We start from the raw sequence: 19,646 nt of genomic DNA, 5'->3' as shown, positions 1-19,646 counted from the left end.
ATGCTGAAGAATTACTTAAAAATTGCCTGGAAGGTGCTCTTGCGGCGCAAGTTCTTTACCTTCATCAGCCTCTTCGGTATCAGCTTTACTTTAATGGTACTGATGGTGGCTACCTCCCTCTTCGACCATACTTTCGGGCCGCAAATGCCGGAGCGCGACACGGACCGCCTGCTTTTTGTAAACATGATAAGAGAGCAGCTAAAAGAGGGATATAACAACAGCGGGCCACCTAGTTATTATTTCCTCGACCGACATGTACGCACATTAAAAACGCCTGAGCAGGTTTCTATCAACTCGATGCCTTTTCAGGTAAACAGCTACATCAACAACCGCAAATTAGCGCTCGATATTAAGTATACCGACCGCGAATTCTGGGACATACTGAATTTTAATTTTGTGGAAGGTAGCGCCTTTACCCAACAGGATGTGAAAGGTGCCAGCCGTGTAGCCGTAATCAACGAGAACACCCGTGAGCAGTATTTTGGGAATACTGAAGCCGTTGGAAAGTATATTGTGGTAGACCAGGTTAAGTATAAAGTGGTAGGTGTAGTGGAAAACGTGCCTGTGTTGCGCGTTCAGTCTTATGCCGATGTGTGGGTGCCTATTACGCTTAAAAGCCAGGACTTTAACAGGCCCGGTTTACGTGGTACATACTTTGCCACCATCAAGGCCACAACGCCTGGCGATGTTCCTAAGATAAAGGAGGAATATGCTGCTATGATGCAGGAAGTGGAGCGTCAGCAACCGCAGAAAGAAACAAAACTTTTTTCCTTCCCCGACACTTTTCTGGAGAGCATTGCCCGTACTTTTTTAGGTAGCGGAAAAGAACCCGGCGTTGGCATCCTGTATGGCATACTCACTGGTTTGGCGTTTCTGTTCATGTTGTTGCCTACCATCAACCTGGTTAATATCAACATCAGCCGCATTATGGAACGTTCTTCCGAGATCGGGGTACGTAAGGCATTCGGCGCAACTTCCGCCACCATTATAGGTCAATTTATCATCGAAAATATTTTCCTGACGTTGCTGGGTGGTTTGCTGGGTTTTATTTTCTCAGCAGCAGTACTTTGGCTCATTAATGACAGCGGTATCATCATATATGCTGATCTGGGCCTTAACCTGCGGGTGTTCGCTTTCGGCTTGCTCCTGTGCCTGGTTTTTGGTTTGATTTCGGGAGTATTCCCTGCTTATAAAATGTCAAGATTACATGCCGTTGAGGCGCTGAAAGGAGGTTCGAAATGATACGCCATTTGTTTAAACTGATCTGGAACCGGAAAAAGAGCAATTTCCTGCTGATCGCTGAAATATTCTTTTGTTTCCTGGTGCTGTTCGGGGTGCTTAGCCTGGTAATGTATAATATTCGCAATTATACTAAGCCGCTTGGTTTTAAGCATGATAATGTATGGCTGCTTACCATGCGCCCAAGTACAGATTCTACTGCTCAGAACCGCCAAAGCCTGGAGCAGGTGCTCCAACGGGTACGCGCTTTTCCGGAGGTATCTCAGGCATCTTTAATATCAAGCAATGCGCCGTTTGCCTTTAGCCAGATGAATAATAGCTTCTCTTATGGCAAAGTAAAAGATATAGACGCGGATATTTATGAAGTGCAGGATGAGTATAAAGATGTAATGCAGCTGCAGGTAAGCCAGGGCCGCTGGTTCAGTGCACAGGATAATGCTTCCAACTATGAGCCCATTGTAATCAACAGGGCATTCCAGCAGAAATTGTTTGGCCAGGAAGATGCTATTGGCAAACTAATTCAGGGAGTTGACTCGACCACCTTCCAGGTGGTGGGAATAACGGATTACTTCCGTGCAGGCAGTGAATATGCTGCGGAAGAGCCAGCTTCCTTTACCCGTATCAACATACAAAAGCGGCCGGACTATTTCTGGAATGAACTCCTGATCAGGGTAAAGCCAGGTGCAGGAGTGGATTTCGAAGAAAGAATGGTGAAAGAGATTTCGGGCATTGGCAAAGACTGGACCCTGGAAGTGGCCACATTGGAAAAAATGCGCCAGAATAAAGCTAAACTTACGCTGGTACCCATGATTGCCCTGGGCTTGGTTTGCGGTTTCCTTATCTTCAATGTAGCGCTTGGCCTTTTCGGGGTGTTGTGGTACAATATTAACAGCCGCCGTAGCGAGATAGGCTTGCGCCGCGCCTTGGGTGCAGCATCGGGGCAGATCTACCGGCAATTTATAGGCGAGGTGCTTGTTATGGCAACGCTGGGGCTTATACTGGGTGTGGTATTTGCCGTTCAGCTTCCGTTGTTACAGGTATTTCAGGTAGAGTCGGCAGTATACAACATAGCTATAATCAGTGCAGTAGTTATTATTTACCTGCTTACGGTTGTTTGCGCCTTCTACCCAAGCCGTCAGGCAGCAGCCATACATCCGGCAGTTGCCCTGCACGAAGAATAAACCACAAGTATAAACCCGGCAGATTTTAAAATCTGCCGGGTTTATACTTGTAACATAATTGCTATATTTATACTTGAAATCTACACACATGATCCTGATAATTGATGATGATGTTGCCGTGCGCGCTTCGCTAAGTATACTTCTTAAGCAAAGTGGCTACAAAACAAAGGAGGCTTCTTCTCCGAGAGAAGCTCTCCTGCTGGCGGAGCAACATACTTTCCAGCTAGCGATCATGGACATGAACTTCTCTATTGATACCACCGGCCACGATGGGCTGGCGCTGCTTGGCCAGTTTAAAAAGCTATACCCGAACTTACCGGTTATACTTATTACCGGATGGGGCTCTATCAGCCTGGCTGTGGAGGGCATGCGTTTAGGCGCTGCCGATTTTATTACCAAACCCTGGAGCAACGAGTACCTGGTACAAGCAGTACAAACTTCGCTGAGTCTTTCCCAGCAGGCCCAGACGGCAGATGAATCGCTGACACGCAAAAAGCTGGATGAGCAGTATGATTTTGATAACATTGTAGCCCAGGATCTGCAAATGCTCCGGATTCTAAAAAAAATAGGCCAGATTGCCCCTACCGATGCCTCTGTATTGATTGAAGGCGAAAGCGGCACAGGCAAAGAATTAATTGCCGAGGCTGTGCACCGCAACAGCAACAGAAAATCACAGCCTTTTGTGAAAGTAAACCTGGGCGGCATTTCCTCCAGCTTATTCGAGAGTGAAATGTTCGGCCACAAGCGCGGCGCCTTTACTGATGCCAAAGCAGATCGTGTTGGCCGCTTCGAAATGGCTAACAAAGGCACTATTTTCCTGGATGAGATAGGCGAGCTGGACCTGAACAGCCAGGTAAAACTGTTGCGTGTGTTGCAGGACCGTACTTATGAAGTCCTCGGCGATAGCCGCTCCCGCAAGCTGGATATCCGGGTTGTATGCGCCACCAACAAAGATCTGGCAAAACTGGTAGAAGAAGGTAAATTCCGGGAAGATCTATACTATAGAATTAACCTGATAAAGGTAAAGCTTCCGGCTTTGCGCGAGCGGGAAGATGATATTCCCTTGCTGGTGCAGTATTTTGTAAACAACCTTAAAAAAACCTACCACCGTCCCGACTTGCAGGTAAGTATGCGGGCCCTGCAGTGGCTAAAGGGGCAGCATCTGCCCGGCAACATACGCGAGCTAAAGAACCTGGTAGAGCGTACCGTATTAGTGGCAGAAACAGATGTGCTGGAGGCTGAGGATTTTCAGGCACAGGCACAGCAAAGCCCGGCCAAGCCCGGCGATAAAGTATTACCTGCTGTTGGCACCATGACCCTGGATGAGATGGAAGCATCTATGATCCGGAAATCAATGGCTTTTTACCACAACAACATCAGCAAAGTGGCCCGTGCGCTGGGCGTTAGCCGCGCTGCTCTATACCGCCGCCTCGATAAGTTTGATATCCCGTATGAGTCTCAGGACTAAGTTTATACTTTTTGCTGTTGCCATACATGCGTTGTTGGCAGCACTGGCTTTCTTCCTGCTACAGGAAAGTAAACTATACTTCCTGGGCATGGAAGTGCTGGTGCTGGTTTCTGTTGTAATTACGGCCAGGCTTTACAGGGCTTTTTTTCAGCCGCTCAGCCTTATCCGTTCGGGTATAGAGTCGATGCGCGACCAGGATTTCTCCACCAAGTTTATGCATGTTGGCCAGCAGGAACTCGATGAGCTGGTGGATGTATACAATCACATGATTGAACAGTTGCGCAAGGAGCGCGTGGCGCAGGCCGAAAAGCATTTCTTGTTAGAGAAACTGGTGCAGGCCTCCCCTGCCGGTATCATCATGCTCGGGTTTGATAACTATGTAGAAACTATAAACCCTGCTGCTGAGCGTTATCTGCAAAAAGAAAGCAAAGAACTGCTGGGCAAACACCTGAGCCAGTTGCCGGAAGTATGGGCAGAAGAGCTCATGAAGCTGGAAGATGGCCAGTCAAAAACATTCCGGATAAACGGTATACGCACGTACCGCTGCCACAGGGCACACTTTATCGACCGCGGTTTTCAGCACTATTTTATACTTGTAGAAGAACTTACAGAGGCCATAGTTAAGAACGAGCGGCAGGCGTACGAGAAAATCATCCGGATGATGTCGCATGAGGTAAACAATTCTACGGGTGCTATAAACTCTATTCTTAACTCAATGCAGTTCTACAAGCCTCAATTAGAGGAAGAGCACCAGGAAGATTATGAGTATGCATTACAGGTGGCTATTGACCGCAACGCCAATCTGAGCAAGTTTATGGCCAACCTGGCCAATGTGGTGCGGCTGCCGGCTCCATCCAAAGCGCCCGTAAATGTGCATGTGTTGCTGCAGCGTCTGGAGCGCCTGATGCAACCCGAGCTGGAAAAGCGCCACATTACCTTCTGCAAAAACAACCTGGCTAATCAGCCGCTGGTAGTAGAGCTGGACGAACAGCAAATTGAGCAGGTATTGCTCAATATACTTAAAAACGCAATGGAATCTGTAGGCGAAAATGGGCGGATAAGCGTTAGCTCACAATTATCTCCGCCTCAGCTGGTTATATGCGATAACGGCCCCGGAATACCGGAACAGGTACGCCCCTACTTATTTACTCCTTTCTTCAGTACCAAAGAGCAGGGCCAAGGTATTGGCTTAACCATGATCCGGGAGATTTTGCTTAACCACGGGTTTAATTTCACACTCGCTACCAACCCCGATAAACTTACCTGCTTCAGTATCAGATTTTTATAAAAAATAACGCACTCCTATTATTAGCAAAACACAATTTACAACTTTACACAAGTATAAAGTATGATACTGCCGGGGCTAATTGTTGCGGCCTATTCCCTGCAAAACTCAACCTGAGTTACCACTTAACCTAATAGCATTTAAGCAATAATATCATCAATAACACAAGCTACTATTATAACTATACCTGTAAACAGCTAAAATTTTAGACGAATGTAAACGATTTCTTATTTTTTTCGTAGCCGGCCTGATACAACTTATTGATTTAATTTATACTTTAGAACTATAGTTAGTTTAATAAGATGGAATACAATATTATAGTTGCCCCGGACCTTGAGGTTCTGGCAACAGAAGTAGCCGGCTATATCCCACAAGGCTGGAAATTAAAAGGTGGAATTTTTGAGCACACAACTGGTTATGCACAACAACTGGTTCGTAATCCTTCAGATAAGTTAAGGTCGATGCATAAACCAATGCCTGCCAAGCAAAGACGCACCAAGTGGATCGAATAATATAAACATTATTTCAACCTTTTAGCCAAAGGTCGAACCACTTCCACCGCTTATACTTGATATAGCAACGGAAGTGGTTCTTTTTTTATACTTAGTTAACAGCAACAGGCAACGAGGCAGTAACTACATTCCCGTTCTTATCGGATACATACAAGTATAAACGGTATGCCGATGCCTTTTCTGGAAGGCGTATGCGAACTTGCTTTCCGCCATTCATTTTTTCCAGGCTGCCAATTTTATCCAGGTATTCGTTACCATACAGGTACCATTCATGCTTTAAGCCTTTGGGTGCCTTTGCAGCCATAGCTACTTTAAAAGTATAGGTTTGGCCAGTGTAGTATCCTTTGATTCTGGATTGAATTGATACTGCTGGAAGTACAGGTTTTACTTTCTGGCCGGTGTAAGCCTCCATCATGGCAAAATAAGTTGGCTTCAGGCGTCCTTTAAAATCGGTTATACCACTCCAGGTGGCTGTGCCCTCCATGCGGTCGCGCCAGCAAAATGCGAAGCCACCTATATTTCGGCCTTTATTCGCTTTTATGTGTTGCTCCCACTGTTGCTTATAATAGCGGCCTTTTTCGTAATCCTGGTCTTCTTCTATAGCTTTGTCTTTTGCCTTAACATTAGAGTAATCAGGGTTCCAGTAACCTTTGTAGCCAAACTCCGAAACCATATAAGGCTTCTCAGGATAATGTTTTGCCATAACTTCATCAAGTCCGCTTAAATCGTCTTCTTTAAACGAGCTTATACTGATCACATCAATGGATGGAGCACCGGTCTTAAAGTCGCGCAAGGCAGCTGCCAGTTGGTCGTTGTGCCTGAGAACTGTAAATACCGGTCTGTCAGGATCCAGTTTATGTATGCGTATTGCCAGTTTTTCAACAAAAGCTACATATTGCTGCCGCACCCTGGCCAGGTAGGGTTGTTCATAGTACAGGTCAAGCAGCTGCCATACTTCGTTGCCCACACTCCAGCCCAGCACAGCAGGGTTATCTTTATAGGTTTGTACTACCTTTTCAACTTCCTGCATATACTTTTCTAATTCCAGCGTATCGGCATTGTAATCTACATCAGGGCTAAGCCAAAAACCATAAAGCACTTTCAGGTCGTTTGCTTCGGCTACAGTAAGTATGTTGCGGTCGTAAAAGCTGGAGCTATACCTACGTATTGTATTGGCTCCCATTTTTTTGATCAGATGCAGGTCTTTCTCAAGCTGATCGCGTGTGAGCGGGTGGTTGCCATCGCGCCAGTTATGTGACGGATTATAGACAACACCTTTAATATAGAAAGGCTTGCCCTGTACCTGCAAAGTATAGTTACCCGCGTTTCCTTTCACAAATTTTGAAGTATAGGCAGAGGTAACTTCTGAAGCTGGCTGCTGGCTATGATACGGTTGCTCTTTATAATGCTTTTGTGCCAGGGCGCGCTTTACTACCTTACTGGTTTGGGTTGATTTTGTGAATGACCAATCTATAAAAGATGCAGTCGAGTCCGGTCGCCACTCGTTCGGCCAGTTCTTATCCCGGTCTGAGTTAAAAAATACGACAGCCTTAATTTCAGGATAGTCGAAACTGATGTTGTAGAGCGCATATTTCAGCCATGCAGCTTTATCGCCTCCGAATTCAGTTGTTCCGAATTCAGCCAACATTACAGGTTTCTTAATGCGTGTCAGGTGGCTTCTGAAAGGCTCGTATAGATCATCAAAAGTACGCCAGGCATGATCTGAGTATGCCTGCCCGTAATTAAGCGCTGTAACCCCAATCCAATCCACATAGTCGTCTCCCGGGTAATAATCCAGCATTGTCGTATGCTTCCACGGGTTCCAGACCCATGCCACATTTGTTACACCTTCCTGCCTGAATTTATCTACAACATACCGCCAAGCTGCCACATATTTTTCAGGTGAGTTGCCATACTCCGGCGACCAGGGGTAAAATGGATTTTCAGGTTCGTGGCCAAAGCGCAGGTACATGGGCACGCCGGTTTTTGCAATAAGTTGGGCATACCTCTTTATATATTCATCGTAATTTCCGGCAAGTATGGCAGCCATTACCGGTTTGGTTTCGCCTTTATGAAATGGCCACGGCTCCCACGTGATCATGGGGGTAACTCCTCGTGCACCAAGCTGCTGAAGTTCTTCTACAGGAAAACCGGTTATACTTTGCTCGCCCCATCCGTGGTAAAAAGAAACGATATTAAACTCCTTGCTAACGGTTTTCTCAACCTTTTCTACCTCATTTATACTTAACTTCCGATCAAGTTGTGGCAGGTAAATGCCGGTATAAAATCCGCCTGTATCTTTAACTTCGGGCGTAGCCAGGGTATTCGGATCGGTTGTAAGATTTTGCTGCACCCAGGCCATACTTATAAATGCTATAACAATACATGTAGCCAACGTAGCTGCTTTATGTCGCATAAAACTATAGGCCCAGTTTCTTAGGTTTATTACCTTGTTATGAACTGGGTGCAACAGGTATTTATCAAAAGTTGATTTACTAAGCCATTGCTGTGCCCCTACCAGGAAACGTTGCTGCCCCATCAAAACCACAATACCAAACAAGGTAGCGTTAAACAAGGCAAAACCCGCCATAAAGATACTGTAAGGGCTCCAGTCGATGGATAAGCCATAAATAGCAGCTGCTATACTTAGCAGGCTTACGGCCAGGTTGGGCATACTTAGCAGCCATTCGTTATTCAGCTTATCATCTTTTGGCGTAGGAATGTAAGGCACATTTACGCGCAATACAGCATATACGAAGCCCAATAAAAATACCCACCACGTACCCACACGCATCAGGCCGCCAAAAAGCTGAAGCCCACGTTCATGTTCTTCTAAAAGCCAGCGCTGTGCATACTGCCGTATCAGCATAGATACACCTATTAAAGGGAAAAAAGCAAGGGCAAATTCCTCCATATCAAACTGCCATGGCACTTTAGCCAAAAACAGCGACACAATAGGCACGGCTATACTTAGCAGGTCGAAAAGCCCGAAAAGATAGTAGAGCGGCAGCGTAAAATAATGCAGTTTCTGGCGCCAGGTAAATTTTGAGAATAACTTCGGATAGGTAACAAATAGCAGCTCAAACGTACCTCTCGACCATTTCAGCTGCTGCTTGTAGTATGCCGATAACGAGGCAGGCACCAGGCCGCGTGTTAATATTTCAGGCACATAAACCGATTTCCAGCCTTTGGCATGCAGTTGCATGGCCGTGTGCATATCTTCTGACAAGCCCGCTGCATGCCCCCCTATACTATCCAGAGCGCTACGCCTGAAACAGCAGTTAGCTCCTATGGCCTGAGCTGTACCGTACGTGTGCATACACATCTGCATCGGGCCGTAAAAAACGTAGGTTTGTTCGGCAGCAGCGCGGGCTATCAGGCTCTCATCCTGGTTTTTATAGGCCTGCACAACCTGTACATACCCTACTTCTTCATCTTCAAAGTATGGTAAAACTCTGTCCAGGAACTGCGGGTCAGGCACATGGTCAGGATCAAGAATAACAGCTATTTCGCCGGTGGCAAGTTGCAGTGCATTATTTATGTTGCCGGCTTTAGCGTCTTTTTTAATGGTTCGGGTAACATGTACCACGCCCATTTTGCGGCAGGCTTCTTTTAACGCAGGGTCATCGCCTTCATCACAAAGGTAAGTTGTATGCGGGTACGTTACGTTAACCATTGCCTGCAGCGTTTCCAGAATCATTTCGTGTGGTTCGCCAGGGCAGGCAGTAGTCAGCATATCCACTGTTCGGGGGCGCCATTTGGCCAGAGGTTCAGGTACTCCTATGTTATAATAGTGATACCATTCGTGCAGCATCCGGAGCAGCTTAAACATCAAAACCGACGTAAGTACCCAGTAAAGAGGCTTATAGCCAATAAACTCAGGATTAAAAAACCACCATACAAAAATGCCCATAAAGCCCAGCCCCAGCCAGATCATCAGCCGGATAGTCAGTTTTTCTCTTTTGGTAGGAGCTGCCGATTTTATAATTGGTTTTTGTGCTCTGGGTTTAGCGGGCACTCGCAATAATGTGGGCATAAATAAGAAACTGCAGTAAAATAAATTGTATGAGCTTGCTTTTTATGTGCTTGAACAGAGGTTCCAGGAACAATATGCATGGGTATACGTATTGCAAACGGAAAGTTTGCTTTCAAATTAAATTATAGAAATAAATGAATATTGCCTTTTTCTGGTTAATTTATACTTACCTTCTTACCCTCCCTTCTTTATCTACTGATAACCAAGTTAATAAACAATTACCTACCAGAACAGACAACAATAATTCCCTGAAAGTAGAGGTTCGGAAAGTAGGCGATAAGTATAGCCTGTACCGTGGCGGCAAGCCTTATTACATAAAAGGGGCAGCAGGAAGCTCGCATCTTTCAGAACTTAAAAGAGTTGGCGGCAACTCTATCCGCACCTGGCACACCGAAGATGCCCAGCAAGTGCTTGACTCAGCTTATAAAAACGGTATAACCGTAACACTGGGCCTAACAGTCAGAAACTATAAAAGTGAGCTATCGCGCAGGAGGCAGCTACGGGCTATAAAACGGGATGTGAGGCGTTATAAAGACCACCCTGCTTTATTGATGTGGGCTGTAGGCAACGAGGTACACCAGGTATATCCTGATATCAAAGCCTGGCTGCTGGTAAACGAGCTTGCCGGCGTTGTAAAAGCCGAAGATCCTAACCACCCTACCACTACTACCCTTGCTGGTTATACCAGACTTAACATGCCGTTTCTGCGCATGCTTGCCCCCAATCTAGACATTATTTCCATTAACGCTTTTAACGATCTAAAAAATGTAGCAGGTAAAATCAAGAACCCTGTGTGGGGTTGGGATGGTGCTTATATCGTATCGGAATGGGGGCCACCGGGCTATTGGGAAGACCAAGAAATAAAAACCCCCTGGAATGCTACCGTAGAGAAAACCAGCACCGAAAAAGCCATACTTTACAGGCAAAACTATAGTTACATACAGCAGGATGCAGAGCAGTGTATAGGCTCTTACGTGTTTTACTGGGGCAAAAAACAGGAACGCACTCCTACCCTCTTCAGCATGTTTACCGCAGCTGGCAACCCAACTGAAGCCGTAGATGCCATGCAGCAGGTATGGACTGGCAAACCCCCTGCTGATGCAGCTCCGCACATTAAAAAGTTATATTGGAACGGCAGTTCTGCCATATCAGCTATTTATACAAAGCCCGGTGCACCCATACAGGTACAGATAGAAACACAGGATGACAGAAGCAACCAGCTTGCCTATACATGGGAAATCAGACCGGAAGGAAGGTATAAAAAAGACAAGTATAACAAGGAAATAGAGCCCGCCCCGGTATGGTCGCTAACGCAGGACAAAGGCACGGGCAAATTAAAATTACAAGTACCTGAAAAAGAAGGCCCTTACAGGCTTTATATTTATGTTACTGATGCCAGCCAGAAAGTAGCCACCGGCAATATTCCTTTCTTCGTAAGAGGCTGATTCTGCAGCTTTTTTACCCAATATCAAAAAAAAGATATTTTTTAATAAATCTTTTTTCGTCCAAATCAGTAAAAACAGTCGGCAAACGGAACACAATGGGTTGCCAATTCTCAACTTGCAGCAATCATAAATGTATCCAGCTCCTGCCGTTTCAAAGTATATCACCCTTGATTTAAAAATTAATATATGCTAAAGAAACATAGTTTTCTTCTACTTCTGCTTATAGCTTTTGCTACTTCCTGCGTATCAAACAAAGACTTGGTATATCTGCAGAACGATAATTTTTCAAAAGACAAACCATACCCGGTAACTACAGAAAAGTTCATCTATAAAATTCAGCCAAACGATGTGCTCTCTATAAAAGTACAAAGTATACAGCCAGAGATTTCCAGCATTTTCAACATCTCGAACAGCCCGAACCAGCTTGGAAATTCAGACCCGGGTTTCCTTTTTCTGAACGGTTATTCTGTAGATGAATCCGGCTCTATCAACCTGCCAACTGTGGGCACAGTTAAAGTAGCGGGCCTTACTGTAAATGATGCCCAGAAAACAGTGCAACAACATATAGACAGGTACATTAAAAATGCAAATGTAATTGTGAAGCTGACCAGCTTCCGTGTTACCGTTCTGGGCGATGTTAGAAGACCAGGCCAATACTACATCTTTAATGAGAAAGCAACTATTCTGGAGGGCCTTGCCCTGGCAGGCGATATTGACCAATCCGGTAACAGAAAAATGGTTAAACTGATACGCCCAACTGCCTCAGGATCAGAAGTTGTACTACTCGATTTAACAGACCCAAACCTGATGCAATCCAAGTATTACTACCTGTTGCCAAATGACGCCATTTACGTACAACCATTAAGCTCTTACACAAGACGAAACAACCTTACCTTATTGGGCGTGGTGTTCTCTGGTATTACTACACTCGTTTTGATATATAACACATTCAAATAACAGTCATGAAAAAAACTAACAAGGAGAGAGAGATTGATCTGAAGAGTTGGTTGTTTAAGTTCAGAAAAAAGTGGCATTACTTTGCTATTTCCCTGTTACTTATTATGGCAGCCGCTTTTCTTTATGTAAAAACCTCTACCCCCCTATACCAGGTTAAAGCTACCTTAATGATCGGTGATAAAGCTACTGGCTCTAAACAGGCTCAGGAACTACTCACCCTTATCAATGGAAAGCAGGAGAACTGGATAAGAGTAGATGATGAGATCGGTTTACTCAAATCAAATTCATTTATCAAGCAAACACTGGATAGGCTTGACTTTGAAGTTTCTTACTACAACATAGAAGATAGCTGGGTAAACAAGCTAGGCGACCTTGTTGTAAAAGAACAATATGAAACTGCGCCATACAAAGTAGTAATAGACTCCAGCAGCCGCCAGGTTGTAGGCCAGCCGGTTTATATAGAGTTTGTAGAAGGCAACAAGTATAAAATCACGATGGATGCTACAGATGCTGCCGTTTATGATTTTAAAGAAAGCCGCACTACTGATAAGTTATCCCAGGTAAAGATTGAAAAAGAACTGGCCTTTGGCGAAAAGTATAACGATGGCAACCTGAGCTTTACTGTTGTTAAGAGCGATACTTCTGCCCACGATGCAGCATTGCCTCCTGGCAAAAACTATTTCATCATAAACAACCCGGAAGCACTTGTTGCTAACTACCAGGCTCAGTTACAGGCTTACCCGATAAACAAAGACTCTAAGGTACTGGAACTGGTTACACAAACACCAGTACCTGGTAAAGATATTAAGTTCCTGGATGCCATCTCGGAAGTATACATCGAGCATGACCTGAAAATGAAGAATGAGAACGGCCTTAAAACCCTGAAGTTTATTGAAGGGCAGCTGGCTACAATCTCAGATTCACTAAAGAAAAGCGAAGCTGCATTATCCAGCTACCGTTCTTCGCGCAACCTCATGAACGTAGGTTTCCAGTCAAATACCAGCTTCGAAACTTTAAGTGCACTGGAATCAGAGCGTGCTAAGATCATACTTAATAAAAGATATTATTCAGATCTGCTTAGCACTGTTAAAACCAACAGCGATTTATCCAGGGTTATAGCTCCCTCTTCTGCCAGTGCCGAAAACCCGGTACTTAACAACCTGATTATGCAGCTGGCTGAGCTTGGCAGACAAAAAGCCGGTTATAGTGTTACAGCAACCAGCGATAACCCGATCATTAAAGTGCTGGACGAAAAAATCAGCAATACACGCCAGGCTCTTATCGAAAACATCAAAAATACGGTCCGCTCCTCAGATCTTTCCTTAAATGAGGTACAAGGCCGCATTGCACAGATTAAGGGTACTCTTAGCAGCATGCCAGATCAGGAGCGTCAGTTATCTAACCTGGAGGGCAAAAGCGCATTCAACGATAAGAACTATGCCTTCCTGATGGAGAAACGCACAGAGGCTGCTATTGCGCTTGCCACCAATACAACTGATAAACAAGTTATTGACAAGGCCAGATTAGCAAGCACTACACCTGTAAACTCGAAAGCCAGCGGCATTTTTGCACTATCGTTTCTGGTAGCGCTTATTATTCCGGCAGGTTTGATTGTGGTTTCGGATAAAGCCAATGATACTATAAAAGGTAAAGAAGATTTAAAAGCAATTACCGACATTCCGTTTCTGGGTGTAATTGCCCATAACCCTGATAAAAAAGATGGCCTGGTGATGCTGCACCAGTCGCGCTCGGCCATTGCAGAGTCGTTCAGATCTGTCAGAATTAACCTGCAGTACCTGGCTTCCAATACTGGCACAAAAGTAATAGGGCTAACATCTTCTATTTCAGGCGAGGGTAAAACATTCTGCTCTGTTAACCTGAGCCTTGAACTGGCCTCATCTGGCAAAAAGGTGGTGTTAATAGAAACAGATATGCGCAAGCCAACCTTTGGCAACTACTTTAACCTGAACAATGAAGTGGGCCTATCTACTTATATAACCGACGACATTACGCTGAACGATGCAATTCAGCAAAGCGAGCACCCTAATCTGGACATTATTAGTTCAGGGCCTATCCCGACCAACGCAATTGAACTGCTTGAGCTGCCAAGAATGCACCAGCTAATAGAACTGCTCAAGGAACAATATGATTACGTTATACTTGATACGCCTCCAATCGGCTTTGTATCAGAGTATTTTATCATGATGCGCTACACCGATGCAACTATTTATGTGGTACGGCATAAGTATACACAGAAAAACCTGCTGGAGCCGATCAACGACTTATATGATCAGGGCAAACTGCAGAATATGTACATGATCATAAACGACGTAAACTACGACAAAACGTACGAATACGGCTACAAAGCAAAGGCAAAGGGCTATTACGTATAGTCTTCAGGAGAGGCAGCACCTATTTACGTGTTGCCTCTTTCTTACTCCTTTTTTACCCCCTTTATGAGTAAAAATTTAACTTCCAAAACAGTATCAGGCATCCAGTGGAGTACAGCTTCTACCATTACTACCTCCCTGATGCAGATTATTTATACCGCCATTATGGCAAGGCTCTTAGATCCTGCGGCTTTTGGTTTGGTAGCACTTTCCGGGGTAGTATTACGCTTTGCCAGTTATTTTGCCCAAATGGGCATGAGCCAGGCATTGATACAGAAAGAGCAGCTTTCTAAAGAAGATATTCGCTCTGCGTTTACCTCATCGTTGTTCCTTGGCATTATTTTCTTCGCGATTATGTGGTTGATTGCGCCCTTATCCATCTACATTTTTAAAAATGAAGAAGTAATTCCAGTAATCCGGGTAATGGCTTTGTCTTTTGTTATTTCTGGTCTGTCGTCTACATCGGTTAGTTTACTCAGGAGAGAAATGCGCTTTAAGAACATGGCTGTTGTGGAGATAAGTGCTTATGTTATTGGATATATCGGAATAGGCATTACATCGGCTTATATGGGCATGGGCGTATGGAGTCTTGTTTACGCCAGCTTATCATCTGCATTTATAGTTGCCATATTATCTTATGCAACCGTTCGCCACAACATAGCTTTTCTGTTCAGCTGGGTACACTATAAGCCCTTGCTTGCTTTTGGCGGAAGGGTTTCGTTCATCAGTTTTCTTGAGTTTCTTGGAGGCAACCTTGATACCATACTTATTGGCAGGCTGATGGGCGCCAGTGCCCTTGGTTTATATAATAGAGCTTATATGCTGGTTAACCTGCCTATTCATTCTATCACAGTAAGTATATCAAGGGTACTTTTCCCGGCCTTTAGCAGGCTCCAGTCAGAAACAGCCAGGCTGCGAAAAGCGTATGTAACTGTAATATCGCTGGCGGCCTATTTTATAATACCGGCCTGCGTTGGAGCTGCTGTTGCATCCGAACAGATCGTACTTGTTGTACTGGGCGATAAGTGGACAGCTGCCATTCCACTTCTACAAATACTTGCACTTGCAATACCATTGTTACTGCTAAACCATTTTGCAGGCATTATTTGCGAGGCTACTAATACACTTAATATAAAGGCTGTGCTTCAGATTGGCTCAGTAACAGCAATGGTTATTTTGCTATACTTACTTAAAGGTTTTGGCGTAACGGGCTTTGCAACAGCATTCCTGCTTTCAGTTTTTTTCAGAACCATTGCCTATGCTTTTGTTACAAGAAAAGTTCTCGGGCTTAGGCTAAAGGCTGTATTAAAGGCATACGCACCTGCTACAGGCACTGCCATAATAACAGGAGGCGCTATTTACCTGGCTGCTTATGGGTTGAAGAATTTAAATATGCCGCAACTGGTCATATTAATTGCAGAAGCTGTAGTAGGTTTTCTGATGCTGGTGCTCTTACTTTTTATGAGTCCTAACAAGCATATTAAATCGGAGATCTATTACCGTATTACCAATACTTTTAATATCAACGAGACATCCTTTAAAGGTAAAATTCTTCTTCGGGTGTCAAGCCTGTTAGCCATGAAATAACAACACAAAGGTACCTGGCTACTAGCAACTATAAACATTTAATAGCATAGGTTATTTATTTTAAAAAAACCTGTGTTTGATGCACCATACAATTTTCCGAGTAAATTGAAATTAAACGCCATGGGAAATAATTTTCTACCCACACTTAAAAAGTCAGTTTTAGAACGACTTGATAAAAACCCTACATTTTATAAGTATCACCGCCAATACCAGATTTCGTGTGACAATCTGATGTTCTCTTTTTTATCCCGTAAGATAAAGCGAAAGCAGAAAGAGTCTTTAAAAGTTGCTTTGTTTTACCCGGAAGGCCCCCGCAACCGCAGCATGCTGCGCAAACTACTGGCTATACTTGGCTACGAAGTAACTACTAATCTTTCAGATGCCTATTCTTTTGCAGTGTTCTGGATTGATGACACTTTTAAAGAATATGTACCTAAACTGGAAGCTGTTGCAGCAGAACAACACGTACTAAATTACCATTGTACAGATATCAGCAAAGAGCGCGTAAACGAGGTATTGGAAGAAGTTTTTGGTTATAGTATGGCTGTAGACCCACTGGTATACCAAGGCGTATGTGTAAAAAAAGGAAATAAGAACGCTGTGCATGATGGCACAACTATAACCTGCCCGATAGCAAAACCTGAAGAAGGTTACGTGTACCATAAGCTGATTAACAACCAGGCAAACAGCAAAGAGGTAGAAGACATAAGGGTTCCTATAATTGGTAACCGCATACCATTTGTTTACATGAAAAACCGCCCTCTTGAAAGCCGCTTTGCCAGTAAGAACAGCCGCGTAGTTATTACGCCAACAGAAGCTGTGTTAAGCCCTACAGAAGTACAGAACATAATCAGCTTCTGTCAGAAATTAGGGTTGGAGTATGGCGAACTGGATGTATTAAGAGACCGTACAGATGGCCGTATCTATATTGTAGATGCAAATAACACACCTGGCGGCCCTCCAAACCAGCTTAACCGAAAAGAACAGATGCGCGCCTTGCTTACGCTGGCACAGGCCTTTCAGGATGAATTTATCGAAAAATCTCCTGCGAAAGCCCGAAAAGATAAAACTTACGCTTAATAAACACGCAGTGCACCACTCCATAAAAAAAATAGGTATAGCCGGCCCAGCTCTGATAAATAGCCTGAAAGAACATCTTCAAGGTGTAAGCCCCGAACAACTGGAACTTGGCTTAGGTGGTACGGCTGTAAATAACCTGGTAAATGGCCTGTTAAAGAATGGTGTAAATGTATCGCTGTATACTTTGGATCGCACTATCTCTGAACCCGTTATACTTTGCGGAGAGCACCTTACTGTTTATGTGGGAGTTTACAGGCCATCAGGCAGGCAACGTATGCTTGACATGTTTAAGCAGGAAGCCCGCCAGATTAAAGAGTTTATACTTCAGGATGCACCCGACTTTGTAAATGCACATTGGTCTTATGAATTTGCCTTAGGCACTATCTGGTCCAATTATCCGCATCTTATAACTTTCCGGGATTCTGCTACTGAAATTCTTAAGCTGCAGAAAGACCCTTACCGCCTTATCAGGTTTTTCCTGGATCTGAGAGTAAAAATAGCGGGCAGGCACTTTAGCGTAAATTCTCTGTATCTGCAGAAGAAACTTGGCTCGTTAGGCAGCAAAGCAACTGTTATTTCTAACCCGGTTAATGAAACTTATATCGCTAAGTTAAGTAAAAAGCACCCGGGCAGCAGTATAAAAATAGTTTCGGTGCTAAATGGCTGGAACAAACGCAAAAATGCTACAAAAGCTTTGTTAGCTTTTAAACAGCTGCGGCAACACTTTGGCGAAGATATTACGTATCATATATACGGGCCAGGGTATGCACCAGGGTCCGAGGCAGAAAAGTGGGCTATCCAGAACAAATGTGACCAAGGTGTATCGTTTATGGGCTCGTATGATCACTCCGTGCTAATGGAACGTATAGCCCAATACGACATTCTGCTACATCCGGCACTTGAGGAATCTTTTGGAAATACACTGATTGAAGGCCTTGCTCTAGGGCTGCCGATTGTAGCAGGCGAGAAAAGCGGCGCAGTTCCGTGGGTACTGAATTATGGTAAAAACGGTTTATTGGTTGATGTTACAGATGAACAGGCAATTTACCAGGCACTTAAAAAACTAGTAGAAAATAAGACACTTTACGAATCATTAAGCAGCGACGGCATAAGCTATATAAAGAAACATTTTACATCTAAGGAGATAGCTGCAGCTTATCTAGAACTATATAACAAGGTGCTGTCCACTTATCCGTCTCCCAAAAAACAAGCACAGAAAACATACTCCCTGGGCCACACGGCCTAGATCACCCTTTCAAGAATAAATTTATGGCTAATACAATTACCCGAACACAAACCAAACTACTGCATGTTCTGAATAACCTGAATTATTCAGGAGCGGAAGTTATGCTATATGATGCTTATGATTTTTTTGAAGAAAAAGGTTTTGAGCAGCACATTCTTTGCAACGGTACCGCATTAGGGCCTTACAAGCAAGTACTGGAAGAAAAAGGCTATATCATCCATTTTATTCCTGCTACCAAAAGTATAGGCTTCCTGGTAGATATGTACCAATTCTTCCGGTCTAATAAATTTGATGTGGTCCACATTCATCCTGAAATGCTATACTTCTGGAAGTGTATTTCTACAAAGCTGGCCAATCCAAACCTGAAGATCGTGCGCACCTACCACGATGTTTTTGACAAGTATAGCTCCATTCAGAAAAAGAGCCGGGAATACCAGCGCATGATCTGTAACAAATACTTTGGCGTAACAGGCGTTTCTATTGGCGAGTCGGTGCATAAGATAGAGAAGGAGATGCTGAAGAACGATACAGCTATCGTTTATAACTGGATTGATGAGACCAAGTTCAGACCACCACTTCCGGAAGAAATTGTAAAAGCCCGCGCAGAATTTGGCATTGCACCCGATGCTTTTGTAGTGCTGACAGTTGGTACCTGCAACGACAAAAAATGCCACAACGATATTTTCGAGGCTGTAAAACGCGTAAAAGACCAGATCCCGAATATTGTATTTCTGCACAGAGGCAGCGGACCAAACGCCGAGCAGGAAAAACGTTATGTTGAAGAGTTAGGCATTGCAGAAAACGTGAAATTCCTGGGCTATATAGAAGACTTGCCGAAAGTATTCTGGGCTGCAGACGCTTTCATTTTCTCATCTAAATGGGAAGGATTAGGCGACGTAATTATTGAGGCAATTGCCTGCAAGCTGCCAGTTATACTTTATAGCGGCCACGGCATGAATGATTTCAAGCCTGCGGCAGAAAAGGATACCTACGGTTACTGGCTAAACCATAAGACCGAGCGTTTTGATGAGGCCATACTTGATGTGTATAAAAAGAAACAGGACGGCACCATTACAGATTGGAAAGAGAAAGCATTCCAGTATTTCCAAAACAAATTCTCCAGAAGCAACTCACTCCACAAGCTGCTTAATATTTACCTGAATAACTAACATGACGCCTGCGCGTAGATAGTGTGAGTTTAACAACACAGCATCAACGCG

General features: G+C 44.2%; 13 protein-coding genes. 12 read left to right on the top strand and 1 reads right to left on the bottom strand.

Annotated features, from left to right (window positions below):
• The 5 genes from LWP20_RS13915 (at position 1) to LWP20_RS13895 (ending at position 5,685) form a co-directional block, all read left to right on the top strand.
• Positions 1–1,242 carry an ABC transporter permease gene (locus LWP20_RS13915; protein WP_242928763.1) on the top strand — a complete coding sequence of 414 codons (1,242 nt, stop codon included), beginning with the start codon at positions 1–3 and terminating at the stop codon, positions 1,240–1,242.
• Entirely contained in the window at positions 1,239–2,420 is a 1,182-nt protein-coding gene (locus LWP20_RS13910; RefSeq protein ID WP_242928762.1) for an ABC transporter permease, read from the top strand. Before LWP20_RS13915 ends, LWP20_RS13910 begins: the two co-directional genes overlap by 4 nt.
• 88 nt (positions 2,421–2,508) lie before the next feature.
• A complete protein-coding gene (locus LWP20_RS13905; protein ID WP_242928761.1) occupies positions 2,509–3,888 on the top strand; it encodes a sigma-54-dependent transcriptional regulator in 1,380 nt (459 codons plus the stop codon).
• Entirely contained in the window at positions 3,872–5,176 is a 1,305-nt protein-coding gene (locus LWP20_RS13900; protein ID WP_242928760.1) for a sensor histidine kinase, read from the top strand. The genes LWP20_RS13905 and LWP20_RS13900 overlap by 17 nt, the downstream gene beginning before the upstream one ends.
• A 299-nt stretch (positions 5,177–5,475) precedes the next feature.
• A complete protein-coding gene (locus LWP20_RS13895; RefSeq protein ID WP_242928759.1) occupies positions 5,476–5,685 on the top strand; it encodes a hypothetical protein in 210 nt (69 codons plus the stop codon).
• Positions 5,686–5,776: 91 nt separating this feature from the next.
• Here the strand turns inward: LWP20_RS13895 and LWP20_RS13890 are convergent, their stop codons facing one another.
• Entirely contained in the window at positions 5,777–9,721 is a 3,945-nt protein-coding gene (locus tag LWP20_RS13890) for a glycosyltransferase (protein ID WP_242928758.1), read from the bottom strand.
• 134 nt (positions 9,722–9,855) lie between these two features.
• Here LWP20_RS13890 and LWP20_RS13885 point away from each other — a divergent pair, with 134 nt between their 5' ends.
• The 7 genes from LWP20_RS13885 to LWP20_RS13855 all read left to right on the top strand — a co-directional run bounded on the left by LWP20_RS13885 (position 9,856) and on the right by LWP20_RS13855 (position 19,595).
• Entirely contained in the window at positions 9,856–11,166 is a 1,311-nt protein-coding gene (locus LWP20_RS13885; protein ID WP_242928757.1) for a glycoside hydrolase family 2 TIM barrel-domain containing protein, read from the top strand.
• Between the two features lie 186 nt (positions 11,167–11,352).
• Positions 11,353–12,123 (top strand): polysaccharide biosynthesis/export family protein, encoded by a 771-nt coding sequence (locus tag LWP20_RS13880; RefSeq protein ID WP_242928756.1) that lies wholly within the window; start codon positions 11,353–11,355, stop codon positions 12,121–12,123.
• A 5-nt stretch (positions 12,124–12,128) separates the two neighbouring features.
• Positions 12,129–14,516, top strand: a complete 2,388-nt coding sequence (locus tag LWP20_RS13875) for a GumC family protein (RefSeq protein ID WP_242928755.1) — start codon at positions 12,129–12,131, stop codon at positions 14,514–14,516.
• Positions 14,517–14,579: 63 nt separating this feature from the next.
• Positions 14,580–16,100 carry a lipopolysaccharide biosynthesis protein gene (locus LWP20_RS13870; protein ID WP_242928754.1) on the top strand — a complete coding sequence of 507 codons (1,521 nt, stop codon included), beginning with the start codon at positions 14,580–14,582 and terminating at the stop codon, positions 16,098–16,100.
• A 120-nt stretch (positions 16,101–16,220) separates the two neighbouring features.
• On the top strand, positions 16,221–17,180 hold the full coding sequence (locus tag LWP20_RS13865; protein ID WP_242928753.1) for an ATP-grasp domain-containing protein: 960 nt from the start codon (positions 16,221–16,223) through the stop codon (positions 17,178–17,180).
• Positions 17,125–18,426, top strand: a complete 1,302-nt coding sequence (locus tag LWP20_RS13860) for a glycosyltransferase family 4 protein (protein WP_242928752.1) — start codon at positions 17,125–17,127, stop codon at positions 18,424–18,426. Before LWP20_RS13865 ends, LWP20_RS13860 begins: the two co-directional genes overlap by 56 nt.
• A 23-nt stretch (positions 18,427–18,449) precedes the next feature.
• Entirely contained in the window at positions 18,450–19,595 is a 1,146-nt protein-coding gene (locus LWP20_RS13855) for a glycosyltransferase (RefSeq protein WP_242928751.1), read from the top strand.
• Positions 19,596–19,646: the final 51 nt, after the last annotated feature.

The sequence above is a fragment of the Pontibacter vulgaris genome (genome assembly GCF_022758145.1).
Taxonomy (GTDB): domain Bacteria; phylum Bacteroidota; class Bacteroidia; order Cytophagales; family Hymenobacteraceae; genus Pontibacter; species Pontibacter vulgaris.
This window is presented reverse-complemented; position numbering and strand designations above follow the sequence as displayed.

Bases quoted from the DNA above. Each gene is read 5' to 3' on its own strand.
- LWP20_RS13915 (WP_242928763.1), top strand. From the start codon at position 1: ATGCTGAAGAATTACTTAAAAATTGCCTGGAAGGTGCTCTTGCGGCGC.
- LWP20_RS13910 (WP_242928762.1), top strand. From the start codon at position 1,239: ATGATACGCCATTTGTTTAAACTGATCTGGAACCGGAAAAAGAGCAAT.
- LWP20_RS13905 (WP_242928761.1), top strand. From the start codon at position 2,509: ATGATCCTGATAATTGATGATGATGTTGCCGTGCGCGCTTCGCTAAGT.
- LWP20_RS13900 (WP_242928760.1), top strand. From the start codon at position 3,872: ATGAGTCTCAGGACTAAGTTTATACTTTTTGCTGTTGCCATACATGCG.
- LWP20_RS13895 (WP_242928759.1), top strand. From the start codon at position 5,476: ATGGAATACAATATTATAGTTGCCCCGGACCTTGAGGTTCTGGCAACA.
- LWP20_RS13890 (WP_242928758.1), bottom strand. From the start codon at position 9,721: ATGCCCACATTATTGCGAGTGCCCGCTAAACCCAGAGCACAAAAACCA.
- LWP20_RS13885 (WP_242928757.1), top strand. From the start codon at position 9,856: ATGAATATTGCCTTTTTCTGGTTAATTTATACTTACCTTCTTACCCTC.
- LWP20_RS13880 (WP_242928756.1), top strand. From the start codon at position 11,353: ATGCTAAAGAAACATAGTTTTCTTCTACTTCTGCTTATAGCTTTTGCT.
- LWP20_RS13875 (WP_242928755.1), top strand. From the start codon at position 12,129: ATGAAAAAAACTAACAAGGAGAGAGAGATTGATCTGAAGAGTTGGTTG.
- LWP20_RS13870 (WP_242928754.1), top strand. From the start codon at position 14,580: ATGAGTAAAAATTTAACTTCCAAAACAGTATCAGGCATCCAGTGGAGT.
- LWP20_RS13865 (WP_242928753.1), top strand. From the start codon at position 16,221: ATGGGAAATAATTTTCTACCCACACTTAAAAAGTCAGTTTTAGAACGA.
- LWP20_RS13860 (WP_242928752.1), top strand. From the start codon at position 17,125: ATGAATTTATCGAAAAATCTCCTGCGAAAGCCCGAAAAGATAAAACTT.
- LWP20_RS13855 (WP_242928751.1), top strand. From the start codon at position 18,450: ATGGCTAATACAATTACCCGAACACAAACCAAACTACTGCATGTTCTG.